This is a genomic window from Flavobacterium olei (assembly GCF_039749035.1).
In the GTDB taxonomy this organism is placed as follows: domain Bacteria; phylum Bacteroidota; class Bacteroidia; order Flavobacteriales; family Flavobacteriaceae; genus Flavobacterium; species Flavobacterium olei.
Map to the genome: position 1 here is coordinate 99,907 of NZ_JBDKWC010000006.1, position 14,014 is coordinate 113,920.

Consider the following 14,014-nt stretch of genomic DNA (forward strand, 5'->3'; position numbering starts at 1 on the left):
CGTGAATTGTGGCGAAAACATTTTTTATGCTCTCACGATTTTTGCTCCAATCGCTCTCAAACGCTCATCGATACGCTCATATCCACGGTCGATTTGTTCAATATTTTGAATTGTGCTTGTTCCTTTTGCAGAAAGTGCAGCAATTAACAATGAAATACCGGCACGAATATCCGGAGATGACATTGTTGTAGCTTTCAATTGAGATTCAAAATTATGTCCCATAACTACCGCTCTGTGCGGATCGCATAACATAATTTTTGCGCCCATATCTATTAGTTTATCCACGAAGAATAAACGGCTTTCAAACATTTTCTGGTGAATTAAAACATCTCCTTTTGCCTGCGTTGCCACAACCAAAACAATACTTAGTAAATCTGGTGTAAATCCCGGCCATGGTGCATCTGCAATGGTTAAAATCGAACCATCGATATCGGTTTTTACTTCATATCCGTCAGTATGAGCGGGAATATAAATATCGTCGTTGCGTTTTTCAATTGTAATTCCAAGTTTTCTAAAAGTATTCGGAATCAAACCTAAGTTTTCCCAGCTTACATTTTTAATTGTGATTTCGCTTTTTGTCATTGCAGCAAGACCAATCCAGGAACCGATTTCAATCATATCAGGAAGAATTCTGTGCTCGCATCCGCCTAAACTTTCGACACCTTCAATTGTTAATAAGTTAGAACCAACTCCGGTGATTTTTGCCCCCATAGAGTTTAGCATTTTACAAAGCTGTTGTAAGTACGGCTCACATGCAGCATTGTAAACTGTTGTTGTTCCTTTTGCCAAAACGGCAGCCATCACAATATTTGCAGTTCCCGTTACAGAAGCTTCATCCAGTAACATATCTGTTCCCTGTAATCCTTCTTCCGGAGATTCTACACCATAAAAGTGATCCTCTCTGTTATATCTGAATTTTGCTCCAAGATTGATAAAACCTTCAAAGTGCGTATCTAATCTACGGCGTCCAATTTTATCTCCTCCCGGTTTAGGAATATATCCTTTTCCAAAACGAGCCAAAAGCGGACCAACAATCATAATAGAACCACGAAGTGCTCCTCCTTCTTTTTTGAAAGCTTCTGTTTCCAAATAGCCAACATTTACTTCGTCGGCCTGAAAAGTAATAGAACCCGCTTCATTACGTTGAATTTTCACACCTAAATTCCCCAACAAAGTGATTAATTTATTGATGTCTATAATATCAGGAATATTGTTAATTCTTACTTTATCTCCTGTTAGAAGCACGGCACATAAAATTTGTAATGCCTCATTTTTTGCTCCTTGCGGTGTGATTTCTCCTTTTAAAGGTGTCCCGCCTTCAATTTTAAATATTCCCATAGATCTTTTTTAGGTTCTAAGGTTCTGAGATTCTGAGGTTCTAAGCTAAAAAAATCTTAGCATCTTAGGACCTTACTATCTTAGCTCCTTTTTTATTTCTGATTATTATTTTTTTGAAAAGTTTTTGGTTTTCCGCCTTTGTTATTTTTATTGTTTTGAATTTTCGGCTGTCCAACCGGAGCTGTCTTATTGGAAATACGTTTATTGGTACGCATTAAATCTGTTGTGTTCAAAAGTTCTTCTGTACTTTCCAACAGATTTATTCTTCCTCCTGATAATTCAAACAAATGTTCAAAAATAACATCGTCTTTTACGGTATCCTTGTTCCAGCTTAAAAATGATTTTTTCATGTGATTGGCAATCACCATCACCAATGCATTTTTCATTTCGCCATCTTCCCATTTATTGGCAACATCAATCATGTATTTAATGTTGTTACCGTAAAACCTGTATTTTGGAAAGTTCTGAGGATATTGCAAAACATCTGGTTTTAGTTCTAAAACCTCTCTTGACGGAATAGGATATGGCGATTCTACATTCAGTTTAAAATCAGACATTATAAAAAGCTGATCCCAAAGTTTATGCTGAAAATCCGGAACATCACGCAAATGCGGATTAAGACTTCCCATAACCTGAATGATATATTTTGCGGCTTTATTACGCATCTCGTCGTCTTCGATAGACGTTGCCTGATCGATCAGTTTTTGCAAATGACGACCGTATTCGGGAATAATCAAACGTTGTCTTTCAGAATTGTATTCTAAATTAAACACCACATCATTCGCTACTTCTTTTATATATTTTTCGTTCATAAGTTATAATGAAACTATACCTTCTATTGTAGAAACTTCTTTGTATTTACTGATCACATCATCAGAGCTGTGCATAGTTACATCAACAGAAACGCTGGTAAATTTACCGGTTTTAGATTTTGTAGTTTTTATTACAGCACCCATTCTGTCGAAAGCTTTTTCGACGCGCTCAACGTTATCTTCAACAGATGGCACAATAAATTTGTACAAGTATTCTGCTGGCCAAGTATTTGCGTTATCTAGTTCGACTTTTAACCTTTCGTAAAATTCTGCTGTATTTTTTTCTTTATCGTTCTCCATTCGTAATTAAAAATAAAGGCAAAGATACGGTTTTGATTTCAGATTTCGGATTTTAGATTTTAGATTTTTTGACTCTAAAAAATGGATGCTTTTTTGCCACTCCCGATAGCTATCGGGATCACGAATTTGCACTAATTCTTTTCAACTAAAATTCAATTTCACGAATTTTATTTATCTTGGCAAATCATTAAAATAAAAATTAGCGAAAATTCGTGGCGAAAAAATTTTGAGTCTTTGCCTCTTTGCGAGATTAAAACACAACACAATGAAGAAAATCATCTTTTTACTTTTTACATTTTTTACTTTTTACAACTCTCACGCACAAGAAGTTAAAACCATAACTTATTTTCAAAACGACACTTTAAAACTGGATTTAGATTTATACTTACCAAAAGTAAAAGCCGGAGAAAAAATTCCACTGATTATGTTTGCTTTCGGTGGCGGATTTTCTGGGGGAGACCGAACAAGCGAGAAAGATTTCGGAAAATTTATGTCGCAAAACGGGTATGCGGTTGCCAGCATTTCGTACAGTTTGTATATGAAAGGAAAAGATTTTGGCTGTAAAGGAACTTTGACCGAAAAGATAAAAGCAATTCAGATTGGCGTAAGCGATATGTGGCAGGCAACAGGATTTTTAATTGAAAATGCCAATAAATACAATTTAGATACTTCTAAAATCTTTATTTCCGGAATAAGTGCAGGAGCAGAAATTGGTTTTCAAGCCAGTTTTTGGGATTATAAACTGATGAATTTATACAAAAGTAATCTTCCTGAAAACTTCAGATACAAAGGTTTTATCGGAGGTTCTGGTGCAATTCAGGATATTAATTTAATTACGAAAGAAAAAGCGATTCCGATGTTACTGGCACACGGGAACAGTGATGATACAGTTCCGTACAATGCGGGTTCGCACCGCTCCTGCCCGACCAACGCTTCTGGCTGGCTGATTCTTTTTGGTTCGTACGCCGTTTACAATCACATGAATGATTTACATAAAGACATTGAACTGATTACTTTCTGCGGCGGCGGACATGAATTTTCGGGTTATCTTTTTCATGATGGAAAACAATATGTTCTGGATTTTGTTAATGATGTTTTGGATGGCAAAAAGTTTCAATCGCATTTGATTGTTCCTTCGGAGAAGAAAGGTAAGGATGCGGGGAAATATCCTTTTTGTGATTAAGTAACTTTAAAATAAATGAAAGTAAATTACAAAAATTTCGAAATTGAAATTGCAGATGACCCAACCTATACCTTAAAGTCAGTTGACAATTTGCGAATATACGACAAGATTTATACTGAAATCGAAAATCAGGATGATCGATATAATCCATCTTGCAGACATGCAATTATTATTAAACGATTTGGAGAAGAAATTTCTACTGCAATAATTTGTGAGATTGGAGGATCAACGGGAATTAGCAAAAATTCTTTTATAATTGAAGATGATAAAATTTGGCTTTGTGCATGCAATAAGATTTATTGTCTTGAAATACCTTCCTTAGAATTAAAATGGAAAAAGGAAGTCGATTGTTTTACCAATTTTTCTATTTATAAAGTTGAAGAAGATTTTATAATACATGGCGAATTAGAAATTTACAGAATATCAAAAGAAGGAGAAATTATTTGGAGCTACGGCGGAAGAGATATTTGGGTAAATACTGAAGATAAACCTGAATTTACAATTGAAAATAACTTTATCAGATTATTTGATTTTGAATCGAATGAATATATAATCAATTTTGATGGAGAAACAATTGAAGATAATCCTAAAACAGCAATAGAAGAAGTCAAAAAAAAATGGTGGAAGATATTCGGCTGAAGCCAATTCTTCTAAACACTTTATTCCGTTGGTTGAAACCAACGGCAATTCATAAAATTACCTGTAAGATTATGTATCACGTTTCCTGCAAGGTTTCAAAAACCTTGTAGGTATAAATTTTAAACTTGCCTAAATTAACAAACACCTACAAGGTTTTTGAAAACCTTGCAGGAGCGCGGAAGAGAAAAAAGATTAATTCGAAAAACAAAAACATTTTTCTCTATCAGCCCTGATCGCCCGAAGCTTCGGGAGGAAATCCTTTTGCTATTTCCTGTAAAAAGCAAAAGATTACAGCGGACAGCAGTCCCGAAGTCTCGGGACATACCTCAAAAAATGCGAAATCATTCGCTTAAAGCAAATATTATTTTTTATATATTAATAAGTTTAGGTAAATTTGCGCTTTATTTTTAGAAAGTGCAAAAAGAAATTATAGTCCTGCTTGGTGGTCCCGGTACTGGAAAATCGACGCTTATTAACGAATTAGTCGCTCGCGGCTATTGCTGCTATCCTGAAATTTCCAGACAGGTAACCATGAAAGCACAACAAGAAGGTATTGAACAATTGTTTTTGGAACAGCCTCTTTTGTTTAGCGAAATGTTATTGGAAGGCCGTATTGAACAATACAAAAATGCTCTTGAAGAACCTGACAATGTGGTTTTTATCGACCGTGGAATTCCAGATGTTGTGGCGTATATGGATTATATTGGCGATGAATATCCGGAAAATTTCTCCAAAGCCTGCGAGGATTATAAATATACGAAAACTTTTATTTTACCGCCGTGGGAAGAAATTTACCAAAGTGATGCAGAACGGTACGAAAATTTTGATCAGGCTGTGTTAATTCAGGAACACCTTATCGAAACATATAAAAAATATGGGTACGAACTAATTGAGGTTCCAAAAGATACGGTTGAAAACAGAATTCTTTATATCTTAGATAAAATTTAGCAATGGGTTTAAAGTTGCGAAACTAGAAGCTGATTTCTAAATTTTTAACTTTAAAATTCACGCCATGCTTGGAGCTCAGGAAATCCTTCTAAAATACTGGAAACACGACAGTTTTAGACCATTGCAAAAAGATATTATTGATTCTGTTCTGGAAGGTCAGGATACTTTTGCGGTGCTTCCGACGGGTGGTGGAAAATCGATTTGTTTTCAGGTTCCCGCGATGATGCAGGACGGAATTTGTCTGGTAATTTCACCATTAATTGCCCTGATGAAAGATCAGGTAATGAACCTGCAGAAACGTGAAATTAAAGCGATCGCACTTACAGGCGGCATTCATACCGAAGAGATTATTGATCTTCTGGATAATTGTCAATTCGGAAATTACAAATTCCTCTATCTTTCGCCGGAGCGTCTGCAATCGGACTGGATTCTGGAACGCATTAAAAATCTTCCTATAAATTTAATTGCCATTGATGAAGCCCATTGTGTTTCGCAGTGGGGGCACGATTTCAGACCGGCATATCTTAAAATTTCGGAGCTTAAAAAATATTTTCCTAAGATTCCGTTTTTAGCTTTGACGGCTACTGCAACTCCGAGAGTTATCGAGGATATCAGATCACAATTAGAATTAAAAAATCCAAATCACTTTCAGCAGTCTTTTGAGCGAAAAAATATCGCTTATATGGTGTTTGAGGTAGAAGACAAATTGTATCGTGTAGAGCAGATTTTGAAAAAAAATCCGCAACCGTCCATAATTTATGTTCGAAACAGAAAATCCTGTTTATACATTGCTTCTCAATTACAGTCCTTAGGTTTTACCGCAACTTACTATCATGGCGGACTTTCGGCAAAAGAAAAAGACAAAAACATGCAGTTGTGGATGTCGGAACAATCGCAGGTAATCGTAGCCACAAACGCATTCGGAATGGGGATTGACAAAGACAATGTCAAAACGGTTATCCATACGCAGCTTCCCGAAAATTTAGAAAACTATTATCAGGAATCCGGAAGAGCGGGACGAAATGGCGCCAAAGCTTTTTCGGTTTTACTTTACAATAATTCAGACGCGATACAGACCGAACAGCAGTTTTTGAACATTCTTCCTGACAAAAAATTCCTAAAAACGGTATATGTCAAATTATGCAATTATTTCCAGATTGCGTATGGCGAAGGTTTAGATGAGACTTTTTCATTTAAAATGAATCATTTTTGCAACAAATATGATTTTCCGACCCTGAAAACCTATAATGCTTTGCAGTTTCTGAATCAGCAGGGAATTATTACGATGTCTCAGGAATTTTTAGAAAAAATAAATATTAAGTTTATTATCGAATCAAAAGAAGTAATTCGATACATAAGCCTTAATCCGAATGATGAAGAAGTTCTTTTAGCAATACTAAGGACTTATCCCGGTATTTATGAGGTAAAAGCCAATTTGAATCTCGGTTTAATTGCAAAGAAATCAAATCATACCGAAGAACAGGTTTTGGCACTTTTAGAAAAACTGAAAGAAAAAGAAATTATAGAATTTAAATCTAAAAACAACGACGCGACTATTCTGTTTAACGAAGTTCGCGAAGACGACCATACTATTAACAGGGTTTCCAAATATTTAGAAAAACAAAATCAGGTTAAAAAAGAACAGCTTTTATCTGTTTTGCATTATATAAAAGAAAACAAAACCTGCAAAAACAGATTGGTTTTGGATTATTTCGGTGAAGAAACCAATGAAAACTGCGGAATCTGTTCGTACTGCATCACACAAAAAGGAAAAATAACCGAAGCCGATTCTATTGCAGATAAGATTTTATCTTTGCTTCGCACAGCTTCTTTAACTTCGAGGGAAATTGAAAATCAAATTAAGATGGACGCCAAAGATATTCTTGCAGTTCTTCAGGAATTACTCGAAAACAATCATATTACCATACAGGCAAATAATAAATACACTTTAAAATCATAATGGAGAAATTGAGAATTATATTTATGGGAACTCCGGAATTTGCCGTTGGCATTTTGGACACTATAATTAAAAATAACTACGAAGTTGTCGGCGTAATTACAGCAGCAGACAAACCTGCAGGCCGCGGACAAAAAATAAAATATTCTGCTGTAAAAGAATACGCTTTGGCGAATAACTTAAATTTATTGCAGCCCACCAATTTAAAAGACGAAACTTTTTTAGGAGAACTAAAAGCTTTAAATGCCAATTTACAAATTGTAGTTGCTTTTAGAATGCTGCCAAAAGTAGTTTGGGAAATGCCTGATCTCGGCACCTTTAATCTTCACGCATCTTTGTTACCAAACTATCGCGGAGCGGCACCAATTAACTGGGCGATTATAAATGGAGAAACAAAAACCGGCGTTACCACTTTTTTTATTGATGACAAAATTGATACCGGTGCCATGATTTTAAATTCTGAAATCACTATCGAACCGGAAGAAACGGCGGGACAGCTGCACGACAGATTAATGGTTTTAGGAAGCACAACTGTTATTGACACTTTGAAAGTTATTGAAAACGGAAATGTAACAACCACTATTCAGAAAGAGGATGCAGAAATTAAAACGGCTTACAAACTAAACAAAGAAAACTGTAAAATTGACTGGACCAGAAGCGGTAGCGAAATCAACAACCTTATTCGCGGTTTGAGTCCGTATCCTGCTTCCTGGTGTTATTTAAAAGATCAGAATGAGGAACTGAATATCAAAATATACGAAGCAAAACTGATATCAGAACCACACTCTTATGAGACGGGAAAAATAATTAGCACAAAAAAAGAAATTAAAATTGCAATAAAAGACGGGTTTGTACAGTTATTAAGTCTACAATTTCCAGGAAAAAAGCGAATGCTTGCTTCAGAAATATTAAATGGAGTAAGTTTTTCAGAAGCGGCAAAAGTGTATTAACGTCAGTAAAACAGGGGTTTGTACCTGTTTTTAATCGATGAATAACACTGTTTATGAACAAAAAAAGCAAGTTATCAACAATTTTTGCTAAAAATAAAGAAAACACTTGCACGCAACGGATTTCCTACTAAATTTGTGTATTAACAATTTTTTTTAACCAACAATTAATAACTAATTATTATGAACAAATCAGAATTAATCGATGCTATCGCTGCTGATGCAGGAATCACAAAAGCTGCGGCGAAATTAGCTTTAGAGTCTTTTTTAGGTAATGTAGGAACAACTTTGAAAAAAGGAGGAAGAGTTTCATTAGTAGGTTTCGGATCATGGTCAGTTTCTGCAAGAGCTGCAAGAGATGGTAGAAACCCTCAAACAGGAAAAACGATCAAAATCGCAGCAAAAAATGTAGTAAAGTTTAAAGCTGGAGCTGAATTAGAAGGTGCAGTGAACTAAGTAAGAAAGTTCTCTAAACTTATAATATAATTAAAACCTTCCTTTGGGAAGGTTTTTTTATGCGGTTTAACGATTTTTTTTGTGATTTTAATTTTTTTATGACTAAATTTAATAAAAATTGTAACCGTATGATTTCAGAAAAATTAAAAAAAGGACACCTGCTTATTGCCGAGCCTTCAATAATTGGAGATTTATCATTTAACAGATCGGTAATTTTATTAGCAGACCATAACAAAGAAGGATCAATTGGTTTTATCATTAATAAACCTTTAAAATACACTATTAATGACCTGATACCGGAGATTGATGCCAACTTTAAGATATATAACGGAGGCCCGGTTGAACAGGACAACCTTTATTTCATTCACAATATTCCCGAGTTGATTCCAAATAGTGTGGAAATCTCTAACGGAATTTATTGGGGAGGAGATTTTGAGTCAACCAAAGACTTAATAAATGACGGATCTATTAGTAAAAATAATATTCGTTTTTTCTTAGGTTACACCGGTTGGGACGAAAATCAACTTGAGAATGAGATGCAGGGAAATTCCTGGATCATTGCTGATAATAATTATAAAAATAAAATCATTGGCAAATCTACCACTCACTTCTGGAAAGAGCAGATTATTGAGCTGGGCGGAGATTATCTTATTTGGTCAAATGCACCAGAAAATCCATATCTGAATTAATTTTCAGTTATGGATTCATTCAGCTTCTGTACTAATAAATGCGCCAGATTTGTTGTAAACTCCTTTTTTCGATATTTAGTTATCGGCTGTATTCCCATGATTACATTTGAAAGAAATAATTCGTCTGCTTTTTGAAGATCAAACGGCGAAATTATCTCTTCAGTCACCTCTATGCCTTCTATTTTTTTTGCCAAAGCTAAAATTTGCTTACGCATAATTCCGTTTAAAGCTCCTTCTGAAACAGGCGGTGTAATTAATTTTTTACCAATAACCATAAATATATTTCCCTGCAGTGCTTCTACTACATTTTTGCTGTCGTTTAGCAAAATGCAGTTGGCCAGACTGTTTTCATCTGCATAAATACTTCCGGTTATATTAATCATCTTATTAGTAGTTTTAATAGACGATAATAATTGTCTGGACACGTAGAAGTCTTTATATAAATCTACTTCATATTCGTTTGTATTTAATACATAAGAAGTATTATCAAGTGCCGTCGCACTTATTAAAAACGAAACATCATTACTTTTCGGGAGATACAAACCGCCATCATTTCTATACACTGTGATTCTGGCTCTGGCCGAAGCAGCAATTCCCTGCTCTTGTACTAATTTTATAATTTGTTCCTCGAAATATTCCATGGTAAAATTCATCGGAATCACCATTCGGACAATACGGGTAGAAGCCATTAACCTAAAATAATGATCTTCCAGAAACAGAATTTTTCCGTTGATAATTTTTACCGTTTCAAAAATACCATCACCATATAAAAATGCGCGGTTTTGAGTTAGTACAGTCTCTTCGTGCGCAATGTTTCCGTTAAAATTAATCATAAAAAAACCCTGAATTTTGTTCAGGGCAAATATAAGGTATAAAATAGAATTTTACTAAACAGATCCTATAAGATGTTTCAGATCTGAGATTTGATTCTCCCACAATTGCTTAGCTTCTCCTATTTCTTCTTTTTCTGCAAAATCGACTACCATTAGTGAAACATCTTTAGTAAGTTCATCTACTAAAATATGAAGTTCAAAAAAGTACTCGGTGTCTTTACTGCTGTCATCTACCCATTTGAATTTTACTTTTTCTCCTGATTTTTTTGAAGCCAGACGTGCTTTTTCCTGCGAATCATTCCAGATAAATGTAAAAAATTCCCCTCTCGAATTCACATTGTCAGCAAACCATTCTGATAAACCCGACGGCGTTGATATATATTGATACAATAATTGCGGCGAAGAATTGATCGGAAACTCGATTTCGTATCGTATTTTTGAATCCATGTGCTACTTTTAATTTTTTCGAAATATAAGAATATATGTCCAAAAACAATGCATTTTTAAAAATATTTTTTTTTCTTGATTTTATACTTGTATGCTTTAATATTATTTCTATCTTTGCACCCGCAATCAGGAATTCATGATAGCAGTCCAGGCGAGGTAGCTCAGTTGGTTAGAGCGCAGGATTCATAACCCTGAGGTCACGGGTTCAACTCCCGTCCTCGCTACGAAAAGGCAAAACCCTTAAACAGAAATGTTTAGGGGTTTTTTATTTTTTATTGCCATTAGTTTCAAAAAATTATACAGGCCTGATATTATAAAAATAATTAAATTTGCATCTCTAATTAAGCAACATGGATATAGTTAAGTTTAAAATCACATCAAAAACGATAAAAGTAGAAGTACGAAATTCGAATAATTATGTCTTTAATTTTAATACTGCTTTGGAGATTGACAAAGCAGACCGTGATGTTTTATTAAAATTGTATAATGCATTGGACATGCTTTTTAAGAAAGAAAATCCTGCGGAGATAAAAAATTACATTTCGCCCAACCAAACCAATATTTTAGATCAGATTTCTGCTGTTGACAATCTGGAAGCAGAAAAATAAGTTAACCATCTGCCCGACACAAAAAGTACACCTTTTTCGATATAATACAAAAAGCCTTAATTTCTAAATTAAGGCTTTTGTGTTTTGAATGAATGTTTCATTATTATTTAAAAATACTTCTAATCATTTTTCCGACTTCGGCAAAATCATCATGGTTGCTTACTGCCCTCTTTTCTGTTGTATTTTTTTCTGTTTTCGAAAAAGGATAAATCAGCATATAATTGTTATTGTTCAGTCTTTTATTCAGTAAATCCGGTACATCGCGCATTTGTGAAAAATAAGAATACATTCCTCTGTCTGCCATCATTATAATCAGACCTTCGTCTTCTACTAAATTAAATGCGGTTTTTGTAGCTTCTTCCCACGAATTAAGCGAATTGAATGTGGCTTCTATTGTTGCTTTTTTTACGATTCTCTTTAAGATTTCCATGGTTTTGTCTGTACCGTAAAAATTCATTTTTGCTCCGGAATTGCGTCCAATATTCCAAATCCTTAAAATAGAATGAAAAAATCCGGCATCTTTTTCTGCATTTTCAGGAACAAGTACTACATATTTCTTAATGGTAGACGCAGGCTGAACGGCGTGATACACTATCAGGTTTACATTCTTATTTTTCAGGTAGCCATTGTACAAATTATATACAAAAGAAGCCGAGAAGCCTTTTCTTTCCTCCAGACCAACCACAAGATCTGTAATTTCTTTTTCTTTGATTACATTGCTTATTCCGGTTGCTGTATCATTATCGTGACGTGTAATTGGATTTAGTTTTACATCAGCTGCCGAAGCCGCCTTTACTGCGGATCCTAATATCATTTCTGCATTTTTTGCAGAAGATTCGTTTTCTTCCTCATTAATGACATTGACCGCAAAAAGGCGGTCTTTATTGGCTGCGGTTTTAATGATAAGTCCGAGATTAACCATTTTATCGACCGTTGCTTCATGATTAAGTGCCAAAAGAATATTCTCTTTTTCTTCACTTTTTCCGGATACTTTATCGTCTTTTTCAGCTTCGGCAATTCGCTGTGCGCTTGCCATAGAAACGAATGAAGAAACGGTACACGAAATAAGTATCAAAAGTATACTTCCGTTAAGGACATGATCGTTTAAAAGTCTGATGGGCACACCTGCTTCTGTTTCTCCGATAATGATATTATAACCCACCATCACAGAGGCAAGCGTTGCGGCTGCAGATGCCGCACTCATCCCGAAAATTAACTGGCCTTCGTCGTTGGTAAGTTTAAATGTTTTTTTGGTAAAAATCGCCGCAACGTATTTTCCGCCAATAGATGCTACTAACATAATCGCCGCAACCCACAGTGTTTCCCAACTCTGAATAAAGGCACTGAAATCAATCAGCATTCCGACACTAATCAGAAAAAATGGAATAAAAATGGCATTGCCGACAAATTCAACTCTGTTCATTAAAGAAGAAGTATGCGGAATCAATCTGTTTAAGGCAAGTCCGGCGAAAAATGCTCCGATGATAGATTCTATTCCGGCAATTTCTGCCAGTAATGCAGCCAGATAAATCATTACTATTACAAAAAGGTATTGCGAAATTTTATCTTCGACATTCTTAAAGAACCAACGTGCTATGATCGGGAAAACCAATAGTACAATTAAACCAAAAAGCACCATCGAAACAGAAAGTTTTACCCAGAATGCTGTTCCAACTTCGCCCTGTGACATTCCGACCACTACTGCCAGAACCAAAAGCGAAAGAACATCTGTAATCATGGTTCCGCCAACGGTAATATTGACTGCGAGATTTTTGGCAATACCCAAACCACTTACCATCGGATAAACAATTAATGTATGCGAAGAAAAAAGACTGGCAAAAAGAACCGATGTCAGTAACGAAAAACCTAAAATGTAATAACCGCCCACCAAACCGAGAAAGAAAGGCACGGCAAAAGTGTAAAGGGAGAAAATAACACTCTTCCATTTATTTTTCTTAAAATCGGCCATATCAATTTCCAGTCCGGCGAGAAACATAATATAGAGCAATCCGGTGGTTCCCGTAACCACAACGCTGCTGTCTCTCGAGAGAACACCAAATCCGTTAGGACCGATAAGTGCACCTGCAATGATAAGGCCAAGCAAATGCGGCACTTTTATTTTATTTAATAAAAGCGGAATGCATAATATAATAATGAGTTCTATTAGAAATTTTAAAAGCGGATCTTCGATCGGAAGACTAATATGGTGTATACTTAGTTGCATAATTATTTTTTTGATGGCGAAAGTTCGACCGAGAATTTTGCCGTACAATTGTCCTGCCCTGTGATGGTCTGCGTACCTTTTATTACATTTTTTCTGATCTCATCTAAGACAACACTAATTTTTACGGTACTTTTTGAAGAAGTTTCTTTTGCAGAATCCAGTACAATTTTACTTCCTGAATATTGTCCCTTAAATATTCTTTTTATCTGATTGTTGTTTACAACATTTACAAACATTCCGGTTGAGTCCGAAACAAAATCCCAGGTTTCGCTTCGCTGATCGCCAATAACATAATTACTGCAATTTGATTCGCGGCAAACCATTTTACTGCTCCATTTCATTCGGAGACTGTCGGGCCAAACACGGTTTTCGGGAACAGAATCTTTTTTCTGAAGCGTCAGATCGATACTGTCTTTCATTTTTAACAGAAGTTCATATTCTGCTTCCTTATCGGCAAATTTTTGTTCGCGCTCTAAAATGGCATTTTCTCTTTGGTTAAGTTCCCGTTCTTTTTTATCACTGCAGGAAATAATAACAGGAATCAGGATTAAAATTAAAAGTCTTTTTAAAGTCATAATATTTGATTTTGTAAATTACAATTTACGTAAAAATATCCGCTTATCGTCCCAAAAT

Annotated in this window: 15 protein-coding genes and 1 tRNA gene; 9 read left to right on the forward strand and 7 right to left on the reverse strand. The window is 35.2% G+C overall.

The genetic code is table 11. The annotated features are described in order from the left end of the window. Positions 1-24 precede the first annotated feature (24 nt). From murA to ABEB31_RS16415, 3 genes are all read right to left on the reverse strand, one after another. The gene (gene murA, locus ABEB31_RS16405; protein ID WP_347052736.1) at positions 25-1,338 is read right to left on the reverse strand and encodes a UDP-N-acetylglucosamine 1-carboxyvinyltransferase; all 1,314 of its coding nucleotides are present in this window, start codon (positions 1,336-1,338) and stop codon (positions 25-27) included. A 92-nt stretch (positions 1,339-1,430) separates the two neighbouring features. Continuing rightward, entirely contained in the window at positions 1,431-2,150 is a 720-nt protein-coding gene (locus ABEB31_RS16410) for a DUF4290 domain-containing protein (RefSeq protein ID WP_347052737.1), read from the reverse strand. Between the two features lie 3 nt (positions 2,151-2,153). After that, complete coding sequence (locus tag ABEB31_RS16415; RefSeq protein ID WP_347052739.1) at positions 2,154-2,450, reverse strand: DUF493 family protein; 297 nt, start codon at positions 2,448-2,450, stop codon at positions 2,154-2,156. A 265-nt stretch (positions 2,451-2,715) separates the two neighbouring features. Here ABEB31_RS16415 and ABEB31_RS16420 point away from each other — a divergent pair, with 265 nt between their 5' ends. The 7 genes from ABEB31_RS16420 (at position 2,716) to ABEB31_RS16450 (ending at position 9,269) form a co-directional block, all read left to right on the forward strand. Then, complete coding sequence (locus tag ABEB31_RS16420) at positions 2,716-3,633, forward strand: alpha/beta hydrolase (RefSeq protein ID WP_347052740.1); 918 nt, start codon at positions 2,716-2,718, stop codon at positions 3,631-3,633. Positions 3,634-3,648: 15 nt separating this feature from the next. Further along, the gene (locus tag ABEB31_RS16425) at positions 3,649-4,272 is read left to right on the forward strand and encodes a hypothetical protein (RefSeq protein ID WP_347052741.1); all 624 of its coding nucleotides are present in this window, start codon (positions 3,649-3,651) and stop codon (positions 4,270-4,272) included. 414 nt (positions 4,273-4,686) lie between these two features. After that, complete coding sequence (locus ABEB31_RS16430; RefSeq protein WP_347052742.1) at positions 4,687-5,220, forward strand: AAA family ATPase; 534 nt, start codon at positions 4,687-4,689, stop codon at positions 5,218-5,220. Between the two features lie 64 nt (positions 5,221-5,284). Then, positions 5,285-7,180, forward strand: coding sequence for a RecQ family ATP-dependent DNA helicase (locus ABEB31_RS16435; RefSeq protein ID WP_347052743.1), 1,896 nt, complete (start codon positions 5,285-5,287; stop codon positions 7,178-7,180). Next, complete coding sequence (gene fmt, locus ABEB31_RS16440; RefSeq protein WP_347052745.1) at positions 7,180-8,127, forward strand: methionyl-tRNA formyltransferase; 948 nt, start codon at positions 7,180-7,182, stop codon at positions 8,125-8,127. Before ABEB31_RS16435 ends, fmt begins: the two co-directional genes overlap by 1 nt. Before the next feature lie 180 nt (positions 8,128-8,307). Further along, on the forward strand, positions 8,308-8,580 hold the full coding sequence (locus ABEB31_RS16445) for an HU family DNA-binding protein (RefSeq protein ID WP_095952182.1): 273 nt from the start codon (positions 8,308-8,310) through the stop codon (positions 8,578-8,580). 128 nt (positions 8,581-8,708) lie between these two features. Next, positions 8,709-9,269 carry a YqgE/AlgH family protein gene (locus ABEB31_RS16450; RefSeq protein ID WP_026727618.1) on the forward strand — a complete coding sequence of 187 codons (561 nt, stop codon included), beginning with the start codon at positions 8,709-8,711 and terminating at the stop codon, positions 9,267-9,269. Here ABEB31_RS16450 and ABEB31_RS16455 read toward each other — a convergent pair. Further along, positions 9,266-10,102: an aminotransferase class IV gene (locus ABEB31_RS16455; RefSeq protein WP_347052746.1), complete on the reverse strand. Its 837-nt coding sequence runs from the start codon at positions 10,100-10,102 to the stop codon at positions 9,266-9,268. The genes ABEB31_RS16450 and ABEB31_RS16455 overlap by 4 nt on opposite strands. 54 nt (positions 10,103-10,156) lie before the next feature. After that, positions 10,157-10,549, reverse strand: coding sequence for an START-like domain-containing protein (locus tag ABEB31_RS16460; protein ID WP_184167403.1), 393 nt, complete (start codon positions 10,547-10,549; stop codon positions 10,157-10,159). A 150-nt stretch (positions 10,550-10,699) separates the two neighbouring features. On the opposite strand from ABEB31_RS16460, the gene ABEB31_RS16465 reads away from it, so the two are divergent. Together ABEB31_RS16465 and ABEB31_RS16470 are read left to right on the forward strand one after the other, a co-directional pair. Further along, positions 10,700-10,773 (forward strand) — tRNA-Met (locus ABEB31_RS16465). Positions 10,774-10,899: 126 nt separating this feature from the next. Next, entirely contained in the window at positions 10,900-11,157 is a 258-nt protein-coding gene (locus ABEB31_RS16470) for a hypothetical protein (protein WP_347052747.1), read from the forward strand. Between the two features lie 103 nt (positions 11,158-11,260). On the opposite strand, the gene ABEB31_RS16475 is transcribed toward ABEB31_RS16470, so the two are convergent. Next, a complete protein-coding gene (locus ABEB31_RS16475) occupies positions 11,261-13,381 on the reverse strand; it encodes a cation:proton antiporter (RefSeq protein ID WP_347052748.1) in 2,121 nt (706 codons plus the stop codon). Positions 13,382-13,383: 2 nt separating this feature from the next. Next, the gene (locus ABEB31_RS16480; RefSeq protein ID WP_347052749.1) at positions 13,384-13,956 is read right to left on the reverse strand and encodes a hypothetical protein; all 573 of its coding nucleotides are present in this window, start codon (positions 13,954-13,956) and stop codon (positions 13,384-13,386) included. Positions 13,957-14,014 lie beyond the last annotated feature (58 nt).